This is a genomic window from Micromonospora cynarisoli (genome assembly GCF_030518815.1).
Taxonomy (GTDB): domain Bacteria; phylum Actinomycetota; class Actinomycetes; order Mycobacteriales; family Micromonosporaceae; genus Micromonospora; species Micromonospora wenchangensis.
Genome location: NZ_CP130426.1, coordinates 4,119,044 through 4,139,043 on the forward strand (window position 1 = coordinate 4,119,044; position 20,000 = coordinate 4,139,043).

Genomic DNA, 20,000 nt, shown 5'->3' on the forward strand with positions numbered 1-20,000 from the left:
AGCAAAGTAGGATTACGCCGATGACGCTAGCCGTCGCCGATGACAGGGGTCAAGTTGCTTTTCGCCCATGACACGGAGTGCGGGCTGACCGCCGCCGCAGCCCTGGTCAACACCGACGGCCGGGACGGCGAGGGGCTGCCCGACATCGCCGCGCTTGACCGTTTCGTAACCACCAACCAGTGGACCGGCCGACACGAGCACACCGACGCCGAGCTGCACGCCGTCCGCGCCCTGCGCCCCCGGCTGCGCAGACTCTGGGACGACGACCAGGACACCGTCGTCACCGTGGTCAACGACCTGCTCCGCGAATCCCGGGCGCTGCCGCAGCTCATCCGGCACGACGACGAGCCGTACCACGTGCACGCGGTGCCCAGGGACGCCCCGCTGGCCACCCGGATGGCCGTCGAGGCGGCGATGGCCGTCGCCGACCTGGTCCGGGGCGACGAACTGGGGCGGCTGCGGCACTGCGCCCACCCCGAATGCCCCAACGTGCTGGTCGACCTCTCCAAGAACCGGTCCCGCCGGTTCTGCGACGCCGGCTGCGGCAACCGGGTCGCGGTCAACGCCTACCGGGCCCGCAAGGCGGCCGGTAGTCGGCCCTGAGCAGCTCGTACTCCACCTCGCCGTGCTCCGATCCGGCGATCGGGTCGGCCCAGTCGAGGTGGAAGGTGCGGACGTGCCGCAGGCCGGCCTTCGCCAGCACCGCCCGGGAACGCACGTTCACCGCCATCGTCTGCGCCCACACCCGGCGTACCCCCGCCAGGGTGAAGGCGTGGTCGACCAGCGCGCGGGCGCCCTCGGTGGCCAGGCCCCGCCCCCAGGCCGCGCGACGCAGCCGGTAACCCAGCTCCGGCCCGCTGCCGTCGTCGGACGGGTCGAGCGCGAACCACCCCAGGAAGGCACCGTCGATGGCGTCCTCGGCCGCCCACCGGCCCAGCCCCGGGTGGCGGTCGTGGACGGCGAGAATCCGGGGCAGCTGCTCGTCCCGCACGGTGGCCGGCGGGGTCGGCCGACCGCCGGTGAGGAACCGCATCACCTCCGGGTCACCGTCCAACTCGACCAGTCGCGGCACGTCGTCGGTGGTGAAGCGGCGCAGCCGCAGCCGGGCCGTCGTCAGCAGCACCCCGTCCGAGCTGGTCACTCCCCGGATCATGCCGGTCGTCCGGTCGACCGGTCATCCGGCCCCGTCCTCCACCGCGCCGACGATCGACTCCGACACCACGCCGACCAGGGACGCCGCTAACACAGGACAAGACCGGAAGCCGACAACAACCCTTCACACGGTAGTGGTTTCATCAGCAGACTGTGAAGTGCGACATCGGCCGCTCTCCCTCCGGGTGGGCCGGTGTCGCGGTGGGACGGCCCGCTGCCCGGCCGGCGTCCCGCCGCCGGGGGAGACGACCAGCCGACCCACCATGGAGGCGACGCGATGCCCCGGCTCACCTGGCGACACCGGCTTGCCCGCGGATTCCGACCCGCCCGGCTCCCCGCAGCGGCCGAACCCGCCCAGCCCGCTCCCCCGTCCACCCGACCGGCCACCCACCCGACCCCGTCCCCGTCCCTGTCCCTGTCCCCGACCAGCGGACCGGATACTCATCCGGCCCCCTACCTGGCCAGCGGACCGGACGCCTGTCCGGCCCCGCCCCGGGACACGGGAGCGGAGGTGCCACCGGGCGCCGGGGCGGCCCCGCCCGGTTGGGAGGACTCCACCGTGTCGTTTCCCAGGGTGGGGCGGGTCGGTTGGCTCACGCTGGCCCAGGAGTGGCGCGCCAACCGGGGACGCCGGTGAGCGCGGCGGCCGGCCCGGACGGGCCGCGCCGCACCGGTGGACCACCCGACCCGGGCGGCCGGGGCGGGCCGGGGCCGGCGAATCCGCGCCCTCACCTGCCGCTGCGCCCGCTCTGGCTGTGCCGGGTGTGCGCCGCGCCGTGGCCCTGCGGGGCCGCCCGACTCACCCTCGTCTCCGAGTACGCCCACGATCGGGTCGCGCTCAACATCTACCTCTGCACGGTGCTGCACGACGCCGTCGCCGACCTGTACCGGCTCTTTCCCGACACCGGCCCCGACCCGGCGACCCTCTTCGCCCGCTTCCTCGCCTGGGTACCCCGCACCCGCCCGCCCGCCGAGCCATGATCCCCTCGCGGGGGCCGATGTAGCGCTGTCGAATCCGCCTGACACCGCTACCTCGGCCCACAGGAGTCGATCAAGCGAGGGCCGGCCGGTCAGGGGTGGGTCATGCGGAGCAGGTCGAGGGCCTCGTCGAGCTGGGTCTCGGTGAGCTTGCCGGAGTCGACGTGCCCCCGGGAGATCACCACCTCGCGGATGGAGACCTGCTTCGCCAGCGCCTCCTTGGCGATCGAGGCGGCCTCGTCGTACCCGAGGTGGCGGTTGAGCGGGGTGACGATCGACGGCGACCCTTCCGCGTACGCCAGGCAGACCTCGGCGTCCGCGACCAGGCCGGCCACCAGGCGGTCGGCGAACAGCCGGCTGGACGCGGAGAGCAACTTGATCGATTCGAGCAGGTTGCGGCCCATCACCGGGAGCATCACGTTCAGCTCGAAGTCACCCTGGCTGCCGGCGAACGCGACCGCCGCGTCGTTGCCGATCACCTGCGCGCAGACCTGCCGCACCGCCTCGGCGACCACCGGGTTGACCTTGCCCGGCATGATCGACGAGCCGGGCTGGAGGTCGGGGATGCGCAGCTCCCGCAGGCCCGCCCGGGGGCCGGACCCCATCCAGCGTACGTCGTTGGCGATCTTGTAGAGCCCGACCGCGACGGTACGCAGCTGGCCGGACGTCTCGACCAACGCGTCCCGCGCCCCCTGCGCCTCGAAGTGGTTACGGGCCTCGGTCAACGGCAGCCCGGTCGAGGCGCGCAGCTTGTCGATCACCCTGCCGGCGAAGCCCAGCGGGGTGTTGATGCCGGTGCCCACGGCCGTGCCGCCCAACGGCAGCTCGGCCAGCCGGGGCAGCGCCGACTCCAACCGCTCGACGCCGTAGCGGACCTGCGCGGCGTACCCGCCGAACTCCTGCCCGAGGGTGACCGGGGTGGCGTCCATCAGGTGGGTACGCCCCGCCTTGACCACCGTCTCGAACTCGGCCGCCTTCGCCTCCAACGCCTCCGCCAGGTGGCGCAGCGACGGCAGCAGGTCCTCCACCACGAACTGGGTGGCGGCCAGGTGGATCGAGGACGGGAAGACGTCGTTGCTGGACTGCGAGGCGTTCACGTCGTCGTTCGGGTGCACGTCCCGGCCCAGCTCCCGGGTGGCCAGGGTGGCGATCACCTCGTTGGTGTTCATGTTCGACGAGGTGCCCGAGCCGGTCTGGAACACGTCGATCGGGAACTGGTCGTCGTACCCGCCGTCGGCCACGTGCGCGGCGGCGGTGGCGATCGCCTCGGCGACGTCCGCGCCGATCACCCCCAGCTCGCCGTTGACCAGGGCGGCGGCCCCCTTGATCTGGGCCAGCGCCTTGATCTGGGCGGGTTCGATGCCCCGGCCCGAGATGGGGAAGTTCTGGACTGCGCGCTGGGTCTGCGCCCGCCACAACGCCTCGGCGGGCACCTCCACCTCGCCCATCGAGTCGCGTTCGATCCGGTAGCCCGCTGCGTCTGGAGTCGTCACCCGTCCCATCCTGCCCCGCCCGACGGCCACCTGCAGGAATGCCCGGGAGAAAGCAGTCGGGCAAGATCGCGCTCGATCAGGCAAAGAGCGGTGTCACGTGCCGCCGGAGGCCACTCTTCCCAGGATCGAGCGCGATCTTCCGCTGACAACCTCCGCCTTAGACATAGGCCCCAGGCACATGCGGGACTCCCCGAGGCCACCAATGGAGTCGAGAGGAGTCAAGTCGAGACGACTTGCCGGACCTTCACAGGTCAGTTAGCATGCAAGTGCCTGTGGCACTAGCTGCAGGAAGTGAACCCGGCAGCCTTCCGGACGGTGGGTGGGCCGGGTTTCGCGCATTCGGCGCAGCTCACACCTTCCGTACCTCCACGACCATGCGCCGGACCATGGCACGCCACTGCCCGCCCTTGGCCCATGACCAGGCCACAGCGTCCGGGATCGCAAGCAGATGATCCGCGTGGGCGTTGAGGTGGTCGTAGCGGAGCCGACCCGCCAGGCCCACCGAGCCCAACTCGTATCCGAGAAGACTCCTGTCGGAGCCGAGACACGACGTATCGAGGTCCAGTACCAGCCGCTCGGCTGCCATCTTGGCAGCGTCGGCGACGAGGCCGCGCAGGCATGCGTCACGGGCAGGCTTGTCGTTCCGATACGCCGTCGCGTCGTAGATCACGATCTCCACAGGAAGATCTCGGAAGGCGCGGAGAATCTGTCGCCGCCGCTCGTCCCGTTCCTTGCAGAAGTGGATACTGCGCTGCCCACGGAACACCAATCGGCCGACGGTGGCCCGAGCAGCCGTCAGATGCGAGTCGTCCAGTGTGGCCGCCGCGAGCAGGGACCCTCGCTCCTTGGTCTCGTCCACGTAGATACGCGATCCCATCTGGCTGCCTCACACTGCCCGGTGCCGGAGGCTCTGAAGCGGCGCACCGGTGGCGGCCAGAAAGAAGAAGCTCCAGCCGTTCCGATGCGGGCTCACCTCAGGGTTGTAGTGCTTGACGATCTCCCGGGCCGCCTGACTGGGGGTCCGGAAGGACTGCCCGGCCAGCGGACCAGAGGTGATGTCGATCCGGCCTGGTCCTGGCACGAAGGACGCGTAGGTACGGTGGCCGGCGTAGTCGGCGTAGACCCGTACGGCAGCGGGTTCCTCGTTGCCTCCGTCACCGAGGGGCAGAGCGGTCGCCGCCTGGGCCTGCAACACCAGTCGTGCCACCACCTCCCCTTTGGTCAACCCCGCGATACTGGCGGCAAAGGCAAGGTACTTGTCCGTGGCTTCATCCACGTCTACATGCGGCAAGGAACCTCCATGATCTCCCGGTCAGACTAACACTCCAGGAGAGGAGGTAAATCGAATAAGAAAGTTGAGCAGCACGTGTCGTTGCTCAGCGGCGGCCGACCGTCAGCACGGGCTTGGTGACCTCGGCGAAGAAGTCGTTGCCCTTGTCGTCGACGACGATGAACGCGGGGAAGTCCTCCACCTCGATCTTCCAGACCGCCTCCATGCCCAGTTCCGCGTACTCCAGCACCTCGACGTGCTTGATGCAGTCCTGGGCGAGCCGGGCCGCCGGGCCACCGATCGAGCCGAGGTAGAACCCGCCGTGCTGCTGGCAGGAGCGGGTCACCTGGGCGGACCGGTTGCCCTTGGCCAGCATCACCTGGGAGCCGCCGGCCGCCTGGAACTTCGCCACGTACGCGTCCATCCGACCGGCAGTGGTCGGGCCGAACGAGCCGGAGGCGTAGCCCTCGGGGGTCTTGGCCGGGCCGGCGTAGTAGACGGCGTGGTCGCGCAGGTACTGCGGCATCGACTCACCGGCGTCGAGCCGCTCGGCGATCTTGGCGTGGGCGATGTCCCGGGCGACGACCAGCGGGCCGGTCAGCGACAGCCGGGTCTTCACCGGGTACTTCGACAGCTCGGCCCGGATGGTGTCCATCGGCCGGTTCAGGTCGACGCGCACCACGTCCGAGGCGTCGAGGGTCTCGTCGGTGACGTCCGGCAGGTAGCGCGCCGGGTCGGTCTCCAGGCGCTCCAGCCACACCCCGGACGGGGTGATTTTGGCGACCGCCTGCCGGTCGGCCGAGCAGGACACGGCGATCGCCACCGGGCAGGACGCCCCGTGCCGGGGCAGCCGGACCACCCGCACGTCGTGGCAGAAGTACCTGCCGCCGAACTGCGCGCCGATGCCGAAGTTACGGGTCAGCTCCAGCACCTCGGCCTCAAGCTCCAGGTCCCGGAAGCCGTGCGCGGTCATCGAGCCGGAGGTGGGCAGCGCGTCGAGGTACTTCGCGGAGGCGTACTTGGCGGTCTTGAGGGCGTACTCGGCGGAGGTGCCGCCGATGACGATCGCCAGGTGGTACGGCGGGCAGGCCGACGTGCCGATCAGCCGCAGCTTCTCCTCCAGGAACTGCATCATCCGGGTCGGGTTGAGCAGCGCCTTGGTCTCCTGGTAGAGGTACGACTTGTTGGCCGAGCCGCCACCCTTGGCCATGAAGAGGAACTTGTACGCGTCGGGGTGCCCGTCCGGGTCCTCGGCGTACAGCTCCACCTGGGCGGGCAGGTTGCTGCCGGTGTTCCGCTCGTCCCACATCGTCAGCGGGGCGAGCTGCGAGTACCGCAGGTTCAGCCGCGTGTACGCCTGGTAGACGCCACGCGAGATCGCCTCGGCGTCGGAGCCGTCGGTGAGCACGTGCCGGCCACGCTTGCCCATCACGATGGCGGTGCCGGTGTCCTGGCACATCGGCAGCACGCCACCGGCGGCGATGTTGGCGTTGCGCAGCAGGTCCAGCGCGACGAACCGGTCGTTGGGCGAGGCGGCCGGATCGTCGATGATCGACCGGAGTTGGGCCAGGTGCGCCGGGCGCAGGAAGTGGGCGATGTCGTGCATCGCCTCGGCGGTCAGCGCGGTCAGCGCGGCCGGCTCCACGGTCAGGAAACGGCGGCCCCCCGGGCCGTGGACGACGTCGACGCCCTCGTCGGTGACCAGGCGGTATTCGGTCTGATCCGGACCGGTCGGCAGCAAGGGGGCGTACGAGAACGCGGCGGCACTGCTCATGACCGAAAAGCCTAGGGCAGACCGGGCGATCGGTGACACCCGCCGGGTGGGTCGTGGGACGCCGCTCTCACCCGTTGCCGTCGGCGCAGAGTTCCCGCTTCGGTCCGCAGCTGTCCCCGGGCTCCGGCGCGCCGCCGGTGCGCCCCGGGCCGGGCCCGACGCCGGCGTCCGAACCGGCCGGGGGATCGGCGGGCGGGGGCGCACCGGAGCCCGCGCCGAACCGGACGTACCCGATCTCCCGCCCCTCGCCGACGACCATCCCGTTGGGCCCGACGGCGAGCGCGTTGGCGCTGGTCCGCAACACCACCAGTTCCCGGCCGGTACGCGGGTCCACGGCGACCAGCCGGTTCGGCTTGTCCCCGGTCAGCACCGCCGCGTACAGGGTGAGCGCCGCGCCCGCCTTCGCCCCGGCCGGCCGGTTCCAGCGGGCCCTGCCGGTGCCCAGTTCCCGGGCAATGACCGAGTCCTTGTCGGCGCTGCGGACCAGGGCGTACCTGTCGTCGACGGCGAGCAGTTTCTCCCCCTCGGCGTCCACCAGCAGCAGCCGGCCGTCGTAGCCGTCGAGAACGGCCTCCCGCCCGTCGGGGGCCACCCCGATCAGCACGTTGCGCGCCCCCTGCGGGTCCTCCCGCTGCGCGCACCCGGCGCTGTCGGCGGTCCGCAGGTTGAACCCGCTGCGCCGCCACACCTCCTGCCCGGTGGCCGGGTCACGGGCCGAGACGGCGTACTGGCAACTGCCGTCGACCGACACCGCGCGGATCTTGAGCATCCGGCCGCCGACCACCGACAACCGCTCGTCCTGCCCCGGTTCGACGTCCTGCACGACCCGGCCGGTGGCGGTGTCCACCACGTGCACCCGACCGTCGACCGGGAATCCGAGCAGCGGCGGCACCGCCTCCGGACCGGCCACCCCCTCGTCGATCCGCTGCGCGGTGAGCCGCCGGGTGCCGAGCAGGCCCGGGTTGTCGGCGAACAGTCCGCTGCTGACGCCGGGCAGGAAGGCCGTCCACAGTGGGCTGGTGCCGCGCGGGTCCCAGGCGCTCAGCGTGCAGTCGGTGGCGGCCACGCACCTGGCGTCCAGCAACATGTTCCGGTACGTCCAGACGGCCACCGCGTCGCCGTCGCGTCGACGTACCGCCCCGGTGGTGGGGTCGAGCAGTTCGTACCCCTTGACCAGGAGCTTGCCCACGGCGACGACGGCGTCGCGGTCCCCGCCGGCCACCGCCGACCAGTCCGCCTTGCGTTCCCACAGCGGCGCGCCGGTGGCGAGGCTGCGCACCTCCGTGCGGGTACGCTGCTCGACCACGACGGTGTCGCCGACGATCGTGACGCTCTTCGGGGTGCCGCCGACCCGCTGCTGCCACAGCACGTCCGGTTCGGAGATCGGCTCGCTGCGGTCGACCCAGTCCCACACTCCGGGGAAGGGGTTCCACACGCCGGTGACGGCGAGCGCGATCACGATGACGAGCCCGAGCAGCAGCCCTCCCCGCACCCCGCCAAGGCCCTTCACACCGGACACCGTAGCGACGATCACCTCCCCGCCCCGCCCCCGCGCCGGAGTGTCGCCCCGCTTTCTCCCCGACCGGCCGCGCATTCGTCGGGCAGATCGGACGCATCGCACCATCGCCGATATAGCGCCGACAGGGCCTTCGGATGCCGCTATATCAGCCCAATTGGACTGATCACGTTCCGGTGGCGGACCGCAGCAACGGCAGCGTGCGGTACGGGATCTGCTCGGCGAGCGCGATGATCGTGGAGGCCCGGCGGATCGCCTCGGACGAGACGATCTGGTCGATCACCCGTTGCAGGTCGGCGTTGGAGCGGGCCACGATCCGGCAGAGCAGGTCGCTCGCCCCGGTGATGGTGTGCGCCTCCAGCACCTCGGGGATCGCCGCCAGGTGGGCGGTGACCGTGTCGTGGCCGTGCCGCTGGCTGATCTCCAGGGTGACGAAGCTGGTCACCGCGAACCCGATCGCCGCCGGGCGGATCTCCGGCCCGAACCCGCCGATCACCCCCCGGTCGACCAGCTTGTCCAGCCGGGCCTGCACGGTGCCCCGGGCCACCCCGAGCCGGCGGGAGCATTCCAGCACCCCGATCCGGGGTTCGTCGGCGAGGAGTTGGACCAGCCTGCCGTCCAGCTCGTCGAGCTGTGCACCCTGTCCAGCGTTCATGGCTGCACACCCTACCGATTGCGCAACCTGACCAGCGGAATACGTGAGTGTTGCCCAGTGGACGGGCCCACCGCGATGCTGCCTGCAAGAGCTGACGGACCACCGGCCCACGACGCCGGCCGCAACCGAGGGAGGCCACCGTGACCCAGGCGATCGACCGACCCCAGTCGACCGAGGACATCGACGTCGACACGCTCGTCGGCGCAGTCGACCACGACATCACCCGTGACCCGTTCCCGGTCAAGGGCCTCGACCACGTGCACTTCCTGGTCGGCAACGCCAAGCAGGCCGCGCACTACTACTCCACCGCGTTCGGCATGACCTGCGTGGCCTACCGGGGGCCCGAGCAGGGCTACCGGGACCACGCCGAGTACGTGCTGACCAGCGGGTCCGCCCGGTTCGTGCTGACCGGCGCGGTCCGCCCCGACGCGGCCGGCACCGACCACGTCGCGAAGCACTCCGACGGGGTCAGTGACATCGCGCTGGAGGTGCCGGACGTGGACGCCGCGTACGCGCACGCCGTGGCCCAGGGCGCCACCGGCCTCATCGAGCCGCACGACGTGACCGACACGTACGGCACCGTCCGGCTGGCCACCATCGCCGCGTACGGCGACACCCGGCACAGCCTGGTCGACAGGTCCCGCTACAGCGGCCCGTTCCTGCCCGGCTTCGTGGCCCGGGGCCCGATCGTCGACCGGCAGCCGATGATCGCCGCCGGCCTCCAGCCGAAGCGCTTCTTCCAGGCCGTCGACCACGTGGTCGGCAACGTGGAGCTGGGCCGGATGGACGAGTGGGTGGAGTTCTACAAGCGGGTGATGGGCTTCTCCAACATGGCGGAGTTCATCGGCGACGACATCGCCACCGACTACTCGGCGCTGATGAGCAAGGTCGTCGCCAGCGGCACCCGGAAGGTGAAGTTCCCGCTCAACGAGCCGGCGGTGGCCCGCAAGAAGTCGCAGATCGACGAGTACCTGGAGTTCTACCAGGGGCCCGGCGCGCAGCACATCGCGGTCGCCACCAACGACATCCTGGCCAGCGTCGACGCGATGCGGGCGGCAGGCGTCGAGTTCCTCGACACGCCTGACTCGTACTACGACGACCCCGAGCTGCGGGCCCGGATCGGCAACGTGCGGGTGCCGATCGAGGAACTGAAGTCCCGCAAGATCCTGGTCGACCGGGACGAGGACGGCTACCTGCTCCAGATCTTCACCAAGCCGGTGCAGGACCGGCCGACGGTCTTCTTCGAGCTGATCGAGCGGCACGGCTCGCTCGGTTTCGGCAAGGGCAACTTCAAGGCGCTGTTCGAAGCCATCGAGCGCGAGCAGGAGGCGCGCGGCAATTTGTAACACTGTCTCGCGTGACGCAACCTCCGAGCTACCCGACACCGCCGGCCGGTGGGCCCGGGCCCGCCGCCGGCGGCTTCGCCCCGCCCTCCGGCCCACACCCGCAGGGGTACGCCGTGCCGCCGCAACCCGGCCCCTACGCCGCCCCGCCCGGCGGGTACCCGCGACCCGGCCCGTACGCCGGGCCGCCCGGGTACCCGCCGCCGGCACCCGGCATGCCGCCGCCCGGGATGTCGCCGCGGGGGCTGCCGCTGGCCAGCTTCGGTGACCGGCTGCTCGCCCTGCTCATCGACGGGCTGGTGGTCGGGGCGGCCAGCATGGTCTTCATCGTGCCGGCCTTCATCGTCTTCTTCCGGATGGTCCTGCCCGACCTGACCACCACGGCCGACGGCCGGCCCACCTCCGACCCGTTCACCAACTTGCTGATTCCGATTCTGGCGTTGCAGGGCGTGATCTTCGTGGTGGCGTTCGCCCTGAGCTACGTCTACCAGGTCGAGATGATGTTCAAGACCGGGCAGACCATCGGCAAGCGGGTGATGAAGATCCAGGTGGTGCCGCTCGACCCGGCCGCCACGCTGAACCGTACGGCGGCGGCCAAGCGGTGGGCCGCCTACCAGATCGGCGGGGCGGTCATTCCCGTCTTCAGCTACCTCGACGGGCTGTGGCAACTCTGGGACAAGCCGTGGCAGCAGTGCCTCCACGACAAGTTCGCCGGCACCATCGTCGTTAAGGTTGCCGGGTGAGCGAGCAGAGCGACCGCACCGGACAGCGCAGGGCGAGACCGTGAGCGTGCAACCAGGTTGGTACGTCGACCCGGCCGAGCCGACCACCCGACGGTGGTGGGACGGCGAGGGCTGGATCGGCGCCCCGATCCCGGTCGACGCCACCCCGCCCGACGGCCCGCCCCCGCCCGAGCCGGAGCCCGCCGCCGAGCCGCCCGCCCCCGCCGGGGCCACCACGGCCTCCGGCCAGCACCCGCCGACCCCGGCCGCGCCCGGCACGCCTGACGCGCCCGGCGCACCCTGGGCGGGCCAGCCCTGGGCCGGGCAACCCGACGCAGGCCAGCCGGGCACGGGCCAGCCCGGGGCGGCCGGGCAGCCCTGGGCCGGTCAGCCGGGCGCGGGGCAGCCCGGCGGGCCGCCGCCCGGGTGGCCGCACCCGACCTGGCCGGGGCGTCCACCGGAACCCCGGCCGCACGGCGTGCCGCTGGCCGGCTACGGTGCCCGGCTGCTCGCCCGGCTGATCGACTTCGGGGTCGTCTTCGGGCTCAACGCGGTGGTCAACGGCTGGTTCGTCTGGCGGTACTTCGAGGAGACCGCGCCCTACCTGCGGGAGGCGGTCCGTCGGGCGATGGCCGGGGACTCCTCCCGGGAGGGGCTGCCCGTCATCGGTGAGCAGGCCGGCGGCCTCCAGATCGCCATCCTGGTCATCGCGACCGCGCTCTGGTTCGCCTACGAGGTGCCGACGATGGCCTCCGGCGGGCAGACCCTGGGCAAGCGGCTGCTGCGCATCCGGGCGGTGCCCGTCGACGCCGACCAGCCGCTCGGCTTCGGCCGGGCCACCCGGCGGTGGAGCACCATGGGCATGCCCACCCTGCTCTGGTTCTGCTGCGGCTTCGGCCTGCTGCTCCAGTTCGTCGACGCGGTCTCCGCGCTGTTCGACCACCCGCTGCGCCAGGCGCTGCACGACAAGCGGGCCCAGACGGTCGTGGTGCAGGTGCCCCGCACCGACCACCCGGACACCCCCACCGACGACCCCGACACCACCACCGACCGCACCGACCCCGAGCCCCCGGGAGACACCCCATGACCGACACCGGACGGCACCAGCCCCCGCTGCGACTGACCCGCGCCGACCTGGACGCCCTGCCGAACTACGTCCCCGGGCGCAGCCCGGCCGACCTGGCCCGCGAGCTGGGCCTGGCCGAGGCGATCAAGCTGGCCAGCAACGAGGTGCCGTACGGGCCGCTGCCCGGGGTGGTCGAGGCGGTCACCGAGGCGGTCGCCGGGTCGCACCGCTACCCGGACATGGGCGTGGTGGCGCTGCGCGCCGCGCTCGCCGAGCGGTACGGCGTGGACCCGGACCGGATCGCCACCGGCTGCGGGTCGGTGGCGCTGGCCGAGCACCTGGTCCGGGCCACCTGCCTGCCCGGCGACGAGCTGCTCTACTCGTGGCGCTCGTTCGAGGCGTACCCGATCATCGCGGCGACCAGCGGCGCGAGCAGCGTGCGGGTCCCCAACGACGCCGGGCACGGGCACGACCTGACGGCGATGGCGGCGGCGGTGACCGACCGGACCCGGATGGTGCTGGTCTGCAACCCCAACAACCCCACCGGCACGGCCGTGCACCAGCCGGAGCTGGACCGTTTCCTCGACGCCGTGGGCGACGACGTGCTGGTCGTCATCGACGAGGCGTACCGGGAGTTCGTCACGGACCCGCAGGTGCCCGACGGCCTGACCTACCTCGACCGGCCCAACGTGGTGGTGCTGCGCACCCTGTCCAAGGCGTGGGGCCTGGCCGGGCTGCGGATCGGCTGGCTGGTCGGTGCCCCTGAGGTCGCCGCCGCGGTCCGCAAGGTGGTCACCCCGTTCTCCACCAGCATGGCGGCGCAGGCGGGGGCGCTGGCCGCGCTCGCCCAGGCCGACGAGGTGGAACGCCGCTGCGGGCTGGTCGTGGCGGAACGGGACCGGGTCACCGCGGCGCTGCGCAAGTTCGTCCCCGACGTGCCGTCCAGCCAGGCCAACTTCGTCTGGCTGCCGCTGGGCGAGGGGGCGGTGGAGTTCGGCCGGGCCTGCGAGGCGCGCGGCGTGATCGTCCGCCCGTTCCCCGGCGACGGCGTCCGGGTCACCATCGGCACCCCGGCCGAGAACGACGCCTTCCTGGCCGTGGCGGAGGCCGCCCTGTCCTGAACCGTCGCCCGGCCCCCGGCCCGCCGGCCGGGTCGGGCCGGGCGGGGTCAGGTCGCGGCGAGCACCACCGGCTCGGCCATCAGGAAGTACGCCTGGTCGTCGTCGTCCGGGCCGGCACGCTCCCGCAACCGTTCCACCGCGACGTAGCCGCCGGCCGCGTAAGCCCGGCCGGGTTTCCAGCCGATGCCGTCCCGGCCGGGGGTCATCGGGAAGCGGGACCGCTGCGCGCCGGTGACCGGGTCGAGGGTGACCAGTTCCCGGCGTTCGGTGAGCACGTGGAGCCGGCCGGCCTCGGTGGCGAGGATCGTCACCGGCCCCAGGTCACCGCGCTGCCAGCGGTCCCTGCCGCTGCGTGCCTCCCGGCCCTTGAGCACCCCGCCGTCGTCGCCGACGGCCAACTCGCCCACCAGGGTGGTGTCGGCGGCGTCCAGGGCGGGGGCGGCCATCGGCGCACCCGGGCCGACCTGCCAGCCCCGGCTACCGGAACCGCCGTCGGTGCGCAGCCCCCGGCACTGCGAGCGGGGGGTGAGGCAGCCGACCGGGGTGACGGTGAACCGCTCGGGTGCGTCCGGGGGCCGCCAGCGGGTGCCCACCGTGCCCGTGGCGACGGCACGGAACTCGACCACCATCGGGCCGGCGCAGGAGTCGACGGAGAAGACCTGCCCGGCGGCGGTGGTGCCCAGGTCGGTACGGCAGTCCCGGCCGCCGTCGACCCGCCACAGCTCCCGTCCGTCGGCGAGGTCGTAGCCGCGCAGACCGTCCCGCCCGGAGACGACCAGCACCGTCCGGCTGCCGGGGGCGGGGGCGACGGAGATGCCGCGCGGGTCCCAGACGGTGGCCGCTCCGGTACGCCGGGCGGGGGCGACGGCGTTCGGCGTCGGCCCGTCGGCCCGCCAGGCGACCCTTCCGGTGAGCGCGTCCAGGGCCACCAGCTTCCCGTCCGACCAGCGGCTGAGCACCGTCGTACCGGCTGCCAGCACCCCGTCGAGGGTGGCCGGCCAGCGCCGGTACGACCAGAACGGGGTGACCCGGTTGCGGCTGTCGGCGGGCTGGTCGGCGTAGAGCTGACGCTCGGCGGCGTAGACCCGCAGCCGCCCCGCCACCACCAGCGGCGCGACCGGCAGCCGACCCACCACCCCGATCGCCGGGGTGCCGGCGGGCGGCGGTGCGCCCCGGGCGGGCGTGACGACCTCGGCGGGGGCGAGCACCCGGTAGCCGATGCCGGCGACCGCCGCGAGGGTGAGCAGCGTGGTGGCCGCGACCACGAGTCGCCGCCGTCCCTTCGGGAATCCCATGCCCACCTCCGCCCGGCACCCTACCCAGGCGTTCCCCCTCGGGACCGGTCAGGTCACGTCGCGTCGCGCGAAGGAAGTCGGGCCGCCGGTGCCCGGACGCGGATCAGGCGGCGGTGGCCCGGCCGGTGGTGCGCACGGTGGCGGCCAGGGCGGTCAGGTCGTGCCGGATCGCACCCTCGACCGTCCGGGCGGCCAGGCCGCCGAAGAGCAGCGCCATCACCCGCCCGGACGGGGCGGTCGGGAGGGCACGGTGTTCGACCGTGACGGCGGTGCAGGCGCGGCGACGACGGCGGACGGCGCGCAGGGTCCAGGTGATCCGGTAGTCGACCCCGATGCCCGGGGAGGCGAGCACCAGCCGGTGCGGTGGCTCGGCGGCCAGCACGAGGAACTCCTCCGCCTGGTCGCCGCCGTCCGGGCGGGTACGGGTCTCCCGCCACGCGGTGCCCGGACCGAACGGCCCGGAGGTGAGCAGTTCGGCGGCGCTGACCGTGCAGAGCCAGTCGGCCCGGACGGGCAGGTCGGTCAGGAGTTCCCACACGTCGACGGCCGACGCCTCGATGACAGCGGTGACCGCAACCGTCGACATGGCACCTCCCGTGTCGTCCACCGTACGGCGGGTGAGCGACCGACGGGAGGCCGTACGGTGAAATTTCCGTCACCGGCGTCCCGGGTGGGACGCCGGTGACGGGGGCGGTCAGGGGCGGAAGGTCCCCTGCCGGACGGCATCGACGAACGCCGTCCACCCCGGTGGGCCGATGACCAGGGCCGGGCCCGACGGGTCCTTGGAGTCGCGTACCCCGACCACGGCCCGGGTGCGGACGAGGTTGTCCGCCACCTCCACACAGAGCCCCTGGTCGTTCGAGCGGCTACTGGTGCGCCACACCGCGCCGACGAGATCGTTCATGCTCGTACCTCCTCTCCACTGGGACGTGCCACGCCGACGCGCCCCGCGCCGCCGACGGGAGACGGCGGCGCGGGGCGTACGGCGGAATCCGGTGGGAGAAACGCGGCAGGAGTGCCTGACGGTCGGACAGCCGGTGCGACCGTCAGGCGTCGGCTCAGCGGGCGGGCAGGATGCGTCCGGTGACCTCGCCGAGGGCGATGGTGGAGCCGTCCGGGCCGGGCGCGGTGGCCCGCAGGGTGACGGTGTCGCCGTCGGCGAGGAACGTACGGGTGTCCCCGCCGACGGTGACCGGTTCGGCCCCGCCCCAGGTGAGTTCCAGGAACGAGCCCACCTGGCCACGCTCGGGGCCGGAGACGGTGCCCGAGGCGTACAGGTCGCCGGTCCGCAGGGACGCGCCGTTGACGGTGAGGTGGGCCAACTGCTGGGCGGGGGTCCAGTACATGCCGGCGAACGGCGGCTCGGTGACCCGCTCACCGTTCCACTCGACCGAAAGCCGCAGGTCGAGGCCCAGGTGCGGGGTCTGGCGCAGGTAGTCCTGCACCGGCGGGTCCTGCTGCGGGGCCGGCACGAACGCGTCGGCCAGGGCGTCCAGCGGGGTCACCCAGGCGGAGACGGAGGTGGCGAAGGACTTGCCGAGGAACGGCCCGAGCGGCTGGTACTCCCAGGCCTGGATGTCCCGGGCCGACCAGTCGTTGACCAGCACCACCCCGAAGACGTGGTCGGCGAAGTCGCCGGTGGTGACCCGGTCGCCGAGCCCGCTCGGCACGCCGACCACGAAGCCCACCTCGGCCTCGATGTCGAGGCGTACCGACGGGCCGACGGTGGGACCCTCGCCGGTGGCGCGCTGCCCGCTCGGGCGGACGACCGGGGTGCCGGAGACCACCACCGTGCCGGCCCGGCCGTGGTAGCCGATCGGCAGGTGCTTCCAGTTCGGCAGCAGCGGCGGCTGGCCGGGGCGGAAGATCTGCCCGACGTTGCCGGCGTGGTGTTCGGAGGAGTAGAAGTCGACGTAGTCGGCCACCGCGAACGGCAGCAGCAGCTCGACGGCGGCCAGCGGCAGCAGCAGCGGCTCGACGGCGGCCCGGTGCGCCGGGTCGGTGAGCAGCTCGACGATGCGCTGCCGGACCGAGGTCCACTGTGGACGGCCGAGCGCCATGAAGTCGTTGAGGGTGGGCCGGCGCATCGCCCCGGCGGCGAGGACCAGCCCGGCCTCCTCCGCCCCCGTCAGGTCGAGCACCAGGTCGGCGACGCGTACGCCGATCCGGGGTGGCCGCCCGTCGTGCCGGAACACCCCGTACGGCAGGTTGGTCACCCCGTACGGCGAGCCGTCCGCGCCCGTCACCCAGCTCATCGGTCGAATCCCCCGTTCACCAGCCCCAGCCGGATCAGATCGGTAAGTGGTTCCCGCACGCTGCACGAGCCGAACCCGATCCACAGCGGACGGTCGTCGTCCCGGGCCGCCCGGGCCGGCTCGACCACCCGCAGCGGATCGGTGTCGGCGAGCAGCGCGGCGACGGCGTCCACCTCGGCGTCGGCGGCGGCGGCGAGGGTGGCGGCCAGCACGTTGCCGAAGCCGTGGTGGGTGAAGCCGGTCTCCGGGTCGATCTGGCGCAGCGCGTGGTGCAGCCCGGCGGTCAGCTTGAACGGCAGCGCCCGGTCCCGGCAGGCGCAGATCACCGCGGCCAACTCGACGGGGGTGGGGAAGAGTTCGGCGGCCAGCCCGCCGGTGCGGAACTTCGCGGCGACCGGTTCGCCGGCCGCGCGGGCCTCGGCGAGGGTGTCCAGCGCGGCGGTGAGCCCGAAGGTCAGTGGCAGTTCGGCGTACCAGTCGAGGTCACCGTGGCGGGCGAGCACGCCGCGCAGCGCGGCCAGGCCGGGCTGGGGGTCCTCGCCGCGTCGGGCGACGGCCACCTCGACCTGGCGGACGGCGATGCCCGCGGCGGCGAGCCCGCCCAGCGCCGCGGGCAGCCCGGCGACGCCGGTGTCGCCGATGAGCCCGGTCACCGTGCCCTCGGGCAGGCCGTCCAGCGCGCCGACGGCGGAGGCGGGCACCAGCAGCGGGCCGACCAGGTCGGCGTACCAGGAGGTGCGGTGTTCGCGGTGGGCCGCGATCGCGTCGGGCAGCGACGCGCTGCCGGGCGGGAAGACGGCGGCGTCGTCGACGAGTCCGGCGAGGAGGCGGGGGACCTGCGTTGACACGAGACAAGAATCTACGGGACGCTGTCAAGGAACGGACAGCAACGTCCGGTTGTCGGACGCCACCGGCCGGATATCGGGACAATACGGGAGGCGACATGCCGTACTACCGCCGCGTGGGCGAGGTGCCCCGCAAGCGGCACACCCAGTTCCGCCAGCCCGACGGCAGCCTGTACACCGAGGAGCTGATGGGCCAGGAGGGCTTCTCCGCCGACTCTTCCCTGCTCTACCACAGGCACCCGCCGACCGCGATCGTCGCCGCCGAGGAGTTCGCCCCGCCCGGGTACACCCGGCTGCCGAACCATCCGCTCAAGCCGCGCCACCTGCAGACCCACAAGCTCGACGGCGCGGGGGCCGACCCGGTGCTCGGCCGGCGTCAGCTGCTCGCCAACGACGACGTCCGGATCGGGTACGTGCTGGCCGACCGGCCGTCCCCGCTCTACCGCAACGCCACAGGCGACGAGTGCCTCTACGTCGAGGCGGGCACGCTACGGCTGGAGTCCACCTTCGGCACGCTCGACCTGGTCGCCGGCGACTACGTGGTGGTCCCCACCTCGACTGTCCACCGGCTGGTGCCCACCGGCGACGCCCCGGTCCGGCTGCTGACCATCGAGGCCACCGGGCACATCGGCCCGCCCAAGCGCTACCTGTCCGTACGCGGCCAGTTCCTGGAACACTCCCCCTACTGCGAGCGGGACGTCCGGGGGCCGGACACGCCCCTGCTCGTCGACGGCACCGACGTCGAGGTGCTGGTCCGCCACCGGTCCCGGGCCACCGGCACCGCCTGGACCCGGCACGTCTACGCCCACCACCCGTTCGACGTGGTCGGCTGGGACGGCCACCAGTACCCGTGGGCGTTCTCCATCCACGACTTCGAGCCGATCACCGGCCGCCTGCACCAGCCACCACCGGTGCACCAGACCTTCCAGGGCCCCAACTTCGTGATCTGCTCGTTCGTGCCCCGCAAGGTCGACTACCACCCGGACGCGATCCCGGTGCCGTACCACCACCACAACGTCGACTCCGACGAGATGCTCTTCTACACCGGCGGCAACTACGAGGCCCGACGCGGCTCCGGCATCGGGCAGGGCTCGATCTCGCTGCACCCGTCCGGCTTCACCCACGGCCCGCAGCCCGGTGCGGCGGAACGCTCGATCGGCGTCGACTTCTTCGACGAACTGGCCGTCATGGTCGACACCTTCCGCCCACTCGACCTCTGCGACGCCGCCGTCGAGTGCGAGGACCCGGGCTACGCCTGGACCTGGAACCGCCATCCCTGACCTCCCGGGTGCCTTGATCGGTCACGGCTCAGCGGCGGCTTTCCCGGCGCGGCGGGTCGCTCAGCCGTCGTCGACCAGAGGTGGGGCGCGCGGCTAGGAGACGCCGGCGCGGGTGGCGGCGATCAGGGTCGACGGCACCGCCAAGGCGATCGCGAGTGCCAGCGGCCACGGGCTGCCCACCAGGGCGAACAGCAGCAGCAGGGCCGGGCCGGCCGGGACGGCGTACACGGCGAACGCCAACGCCCGGTCCTCCCGGCGCAGCGCCGGCAGCACCACCCGGCCCAGCTCGGGCACCTGCCGGGACAGCCGCCAGGCCAGCAGCGCGCCACCGGCCGCCGCCAGCACCGCCACCACCCGGCTCGCCCCCGCCCCGCCCACCGCCAGGAACGCGAGCAGCAGGCTGGCCACCAGCGACCAGCCGCTACCGATCAGGACGAGCCGGCGCAGCCCGGCCCAGAGCGGCAGCTTCTCGGCCCGGGCCGGCTGCACCGGCGCCAGCGCGGCCACCTGTTCCAGCGCCAGCACCCAGCGCCGCCGTTCCAACCGCAGCACCCCCGGGTCGTGCCGCGCCTCGGCCAGCTCCGGGTCGAGCCGCAGCGCCTCCCGGTAGGCCCGCTCGGCCAGGTCGAACAACTCCAGCCGGCCGGCGACCAGGGCCAGCACCAGATGCGCCTGCGGCTCGTCGGGCGCTAGCTCCACCCCACGCCAGGCCGCGTTCAGCGCCGGCTGGCCGTTGCGCGCCTCGGCCAGGATCGCCGCGGCGCTCCGCTGGGCGTACGCGTCACCCGGCCCGGCCGCCAGAATCCGATCGGCGGTACGCGCCGACTCGGCGTACTCCCCCAGGTCGGCGAGGGCGATCGCCCTGACGACCAGCGCAGCCGTCGGCACCCTCGCCCCGGCCGCCCCAGCCGGCCCGACCGCTCCGGTCGAGTCGGTGCCGGACGGGCCGGTGCCGGTCGGGTCGGAGCCGATCGGCGGTGCGGGTTGGCCGGGCGATGCCGGCGGGTGCGAGGCTGTCGGCGAATCAGCGGCGGCCAGGGGTGCCGATGGCGGTTGCGGCGCGTCCGGGAGAGCCGAGCCAGCCCTCGATCCGGGGGGTACCGCCGATTCCGGCGACGTGGCCGGCCCCGGCGGTGCCGGCGGGTGCGGCAGGTCGGAAAGCGGCGGGCCGAGGAACTGCGGCGGGGTGGGAGGCTGCGCCGGGCCGGAACGGGGTGGGGTGATCGCCGCGTCGG

General features: G+C 73.0%; 19 protein-coding genes and 1 pseudogene. 7 read left to right on the forward strand and 13 right to left on the reverse strand.

What is annotated here, in order from left to right:
* Window positions 1-39 precede the first annotated feature (39 nt).
* Window positions 40-603, forward strand: a complete 564-nt coding sequence (locus tag Q2K16_RS17615; RefSeq protein WP_302738687.1) for a CGNR zinc finger domain-containing protein — start codon at window positions 40-42, stop codon at window positions 601-603.
* On the opposite strand, the gene Q2K16_RS17620 is transcribed toward Q2K16_RS17615, so the two are convergent.
* Complete coding sequence (locus tag Q2K16_RS17620; RefSeq protein WP_302738688.1) at window positions 560-1,141, reverse strand: GNAT family N-acetyltransferase; 582 nt, start codon at window positions 1,139-1,141, stop codon at window positions 560-562. The genes Q2K16_RS17615 and Q2K16_RS17620 overlap by 44 nt on opposite strands.
* Window positions 1,142-1,884: 743 nt before the next feature.
* Between Q2K16_RS17620 and Q2K16_RS17625 the strand changes: the two genes are divergently transcribed.
* A complete protein-coding gene (locus Q2K16_RS17625; protein WP_302746518.1) occupies window positions 1,885-2,133 on the forward strand; it encodes a hypothetical protein in 249 nt (82 codons plus the stop codon).
* A gap of 89 nt (window positions 2,134-2,222) precedes the next feature.
* On the opposite strand, the gene Q2K16_RS17630 is transcribed toward Q2K16_RS17625, so the two are convergent.
* The 6 genes from Q2K16_RS17630 to Q2K16_RS17655 all read right to left on the reverse strand — a co-directional run bounded on the left by Q2K16_RS17630 (window position 2,223) and on the right by Q2K16_RS17655 (window position 8,838).
* Window positions 2,223-3,623 (reverse strand): class II fumarate hydratase, encoded by a 1,401-nt coding sequence (locus tag Q2K16_RS17630; protein ID WP_489671779.1) that lies wholly within the window; start codon window positions 3,621-3,623, stop codon window positions 2,223-2,225.
* Window positions 3,624-3,972: 349 nt separating this feature from the next.
* Window positions 3,973-4,482: a hypothetical protein gene (locus Q2K16_RS17635; protein WP_302738690.1), complete on the reverse strand. Its 510-nt coding sequence runs from the start codon at window positions 4,480-4,482 to the stop codon at window positions 3,973-3,975.
* A gap of 27 nt (window positions 4,483-4,509) precedes the next feature.
* Window positions 4,510-4,899, reverse strand: coding sequence for a hypothetical protein (locus tag Q2K16_RS17640; RefSeq protein WP_302738691.1), 390 nt, complete (start codon window positions 4,897-4,899; stop codon window positions 4,510-4,512).
* 100 nt (window positions 4,900-4,999) lie between these two features.
* Window positions 5,000-6,667 (reverse strand): fumarate hydratase, encoded by a 1,668-nt coding sequence (locus tag Q2K16_RS17645; protein ID WP_302738692.1) that lies wholly within the window; start codon window positions 6,665-6,667, stop codon window positions 5,000-5,002.
* 67 nt (window positions 6,668-6,734) lie between these two features.
* Complete coding sequence (locus Q2K16_RS17650) at window positions 6,735-8,147, reverse strand: outer membrane protein assembly factor BamB family protein (protein WP_302746519.1); 1,413 nt, start codon at window positions 8,145-8,147, stop codon at window positions 6,735-6,737.
* A 202-nt stretch (window positions 8,148-8,349) separates the two neighbouring features.
* The gene (locus Q2K16_RS17655; protein WP_302738693.1) at window positions 8,350-8,838 is read right to left on the reverse strand and encodes an Lrp/AsnC family transcriptional regulator; all 489 of its coding nucleotides are present in this window, start codon (window positions 8,836-8,838) and stop codon (window positions 8,350-8,352) included.
* Window positions 8,839-8,978: 140 nt separating this feature from the next.
* Here Q2K16_RS17655 and hppD point away from each other — a divergent pair, with 140 nt between their 5' ends.
* The 4 genes from hppD to hisC are packed head-to-tail and all read left to right on the forward strand — an operon-like array spanning window position 8,979 to window position 13,090.
* The gene (gene hppD / locus Q2K16_RS17660) at window positions 8,979-10,184 is read left to right on the forward strand and encodes a 4-hydroxyphenylpyruvate dioxygenase (protein WP_302738694.1); all 1,206 of its coding nucleotides are present in this window, start codon (window positions 8,979-8,981) and stop codon (window positions 10,182-10,184) included.
* Between the two features lie 11 nt (window positions 10,185-10,195).
* A complete protein-coding gene (locus Q2K16_RS17665) occupies window positions 10,196-10,924 on the forward strand; it encodes an RDD family protein (RefSeq protein ID WP_302738695.1) in 729 nt (242 codons plus the stop codon).
* Window positions 10,925-10,964: 40 nt separating this feature from the next.
* Window positions 10,965-11,990, forward strand: coding sequence for an RDD family protein (locus Q2K16_RS17670; protein ID WP_302738696.1), 1,026 nt, complete (start codon window positions 10,965-10,967; stop codon window positions 11,988-11,990).
* Window positions 11,987-13,090 carry a histidinol-phosphate transaminase gene (gene hisC, locus Q2K16_RS17675; protein ID WP_302738697.1) on the forward strand — a complete coding sequence of 368 codons (1,104 nt, stop codon included), beginning with the start codon at window positions 11,987-11,989 and terminating at the stop codon, window positions 13,088-13,090. Before Q2K16_RS17670 ends, hisC begins: the two co-directional genes overlap by 4 nt.
* Window positions 13,091-13,137: 47 nt before the next feature.
* Here the strand turns inward: hisC and Q2K16_RS17680 are convergent, their stop codons facing one another.
* The 5 genes from Q2K16_RS17680 to Q2K16_RS17700 form a co-directional block, all read right to left on the reverse strand.
* On the reverse strand, window positions 13,138-14,385 hold the full coding sequence (locus Q2K16_RS17680; RefSeq protein WP_302738698.1) for an outer membrane protein assembly factor BamB family protein: 1,248 nt from the start codon (window positions 14,383-14,385) through the stop codon (window positions 13,138-13,140).
* A gap of 103 nt (window positions 14,386-14,488) precedes the next feature.
* Window positions 14,489-14,971 (reverse strand): SRPBCC family protein, encoded by a 483-nt coding sequence (locus tag Q2K16_RS17685; protein ID WP_302738699.1) that lies wholly within the window; start codon window positions 14,969-14,971, stop codon window positions 14,489-14,491.
* 108 nt (window positions 14,972-15,079) lie between these two features.
* The gene (locus Q2K16_RS17690) at window positions 15,080-15,289 is read right to left on the reverse strand and encodes a DUF397 domain-containing protein (RefSeq protein WP_088643247.1); all 210 of its coding nucleotides are present in this window, start codon (window positions 15,287-15,289) and stop codon (window positions 15,080-15,082) included.
* A gap of 154 nt (window positions 15,290-15,443) precedes the next feature.
* Complete coding sequence (gene fahA, locus Q2K16_RS17695) at window positions 15,444-16,640, reverse strand: fumarylacetoacetase (protein ID WP_302738700.1); 1,197 nt, start codon at window positions 16,638-16,640, stop codon at window positions 15,444-15,446.
* The gene (locus Q2K16_RS17700; protein ID WP_302738701.1) at window positions 16,637-17,488 is read right to left on the reverse strand and encodes a hypothetical protein; all 852 of its coding nucleotides are present in this window, start codon (window positions 17,486-17,488) and stop codon (window positions 16,637-16,639) included. Before Q2K16_RS17700 ends, fahA begins: the two co-directional genes overlap by 4 nt.
* A gap of 95 nt (window positions 17,489-17,583) precedes the next feature.
* On the opposite strand from Q2K16_RS17700, the gene Q2K16_RS17705 reads away from it, so the two are divergent.
* The gene (locus tag Q2K16_RS17705) at window positions 17,584-18,765 is read left to right on the forward strand and encodes a homogentisate 1,2-dioxygenase (RefSeq protein WP_302738702.1); all 1,182 of its coding nucleotides are present in this window, start codon (window positions 17,584-17,586) and stop codon (window positions 18,763-18,765) included.
* 93 nt (window positions 18,766-18,858) lie between these two features.
* Here the strand turns inward: Q2K16_RS17705 and Q2K16_RS33255 are convergent.
* A pseudogene (locus Q2K16_RS33255) lies at window positions 18,859-19,653 on the reverse strand (tetratricopeptide repeat protein); the annotation flags it as partial.
* Between the last annotated feature and the right edge of the window lie 347 nt (window positions 19,654-20,000).

What these genes read in the sequence shown, in the direction of transcription:
- Q2K16_RS17615 (WP_302738687.1), top strand. Translation starts at nt 40, where the DNA reads ATGACAGGGGTCAAGTTGCTTTTCGCCCATGACACGGAGTGCGGGCTG.
- Q2K16_RS17645 (WP_302738692.1), bottom strand. Translation starts at nt 6,667, where the DNA reads ATGAGCAGTGCCGCCGCGTTCTCGTACGCCCCCTTGCTGCCGACCGGT.
- Q2K16_RS17655 (WP_302738693.1), bottom strand. Translation starts at nt 8,838, where the DNA reads ATGAACGCTGGACAGGGTGCACAGCTCGACGAGCTGGACGGCAGGCTG.
- hisC (WP_302738697.1), top strand. Translation starts at nt 11,987, where the DNA reads ATGACCGACACCGGACGGCACCAGCCCCCGCTGCGACTGACCCGCGCC.
- Q2K16_RS17680 (WP_302738698.1), bottom strand. Translation starts at nt 14,385, where the DNA reads ATGGGATTCCCGAAGGGACGGCGGCGACTCGTGGTCGCGGCCACCACG.
- Q2K16_RS17685 (WP_302738699.1), bottom strand. Translation starts at nt 14,971, where the DNA reads ATGTCGACGGTTGCGGTCACCGCTGTCATCGAGGCGTCGGCCGTCGAC.
- Q2K16_RS17690 (WP_088643247.1), bottom strand. Translation starts at nt 15,289, where the DNA reads ATGAACGATCTCGTCGGCGCGGTGTGGCGCACCAGTAGCCGCTCGAAC.
- fahA (WP_302738700.1), bottom strand. Translation starts at nt 16,640, where the DNA reads ATGAGCTGGGTGACGGGCGCGGACGGCTCGCCGTACGGGGTGACCAAC.
- Q2K16_RS17705 (WP_302738702.1), top strand. Translation starts at nt 17,584, where the DNA reads ATGCCGTACTACCGCCGCGTGGGCGAGGTGCCCCGCAAGCGGCACACC.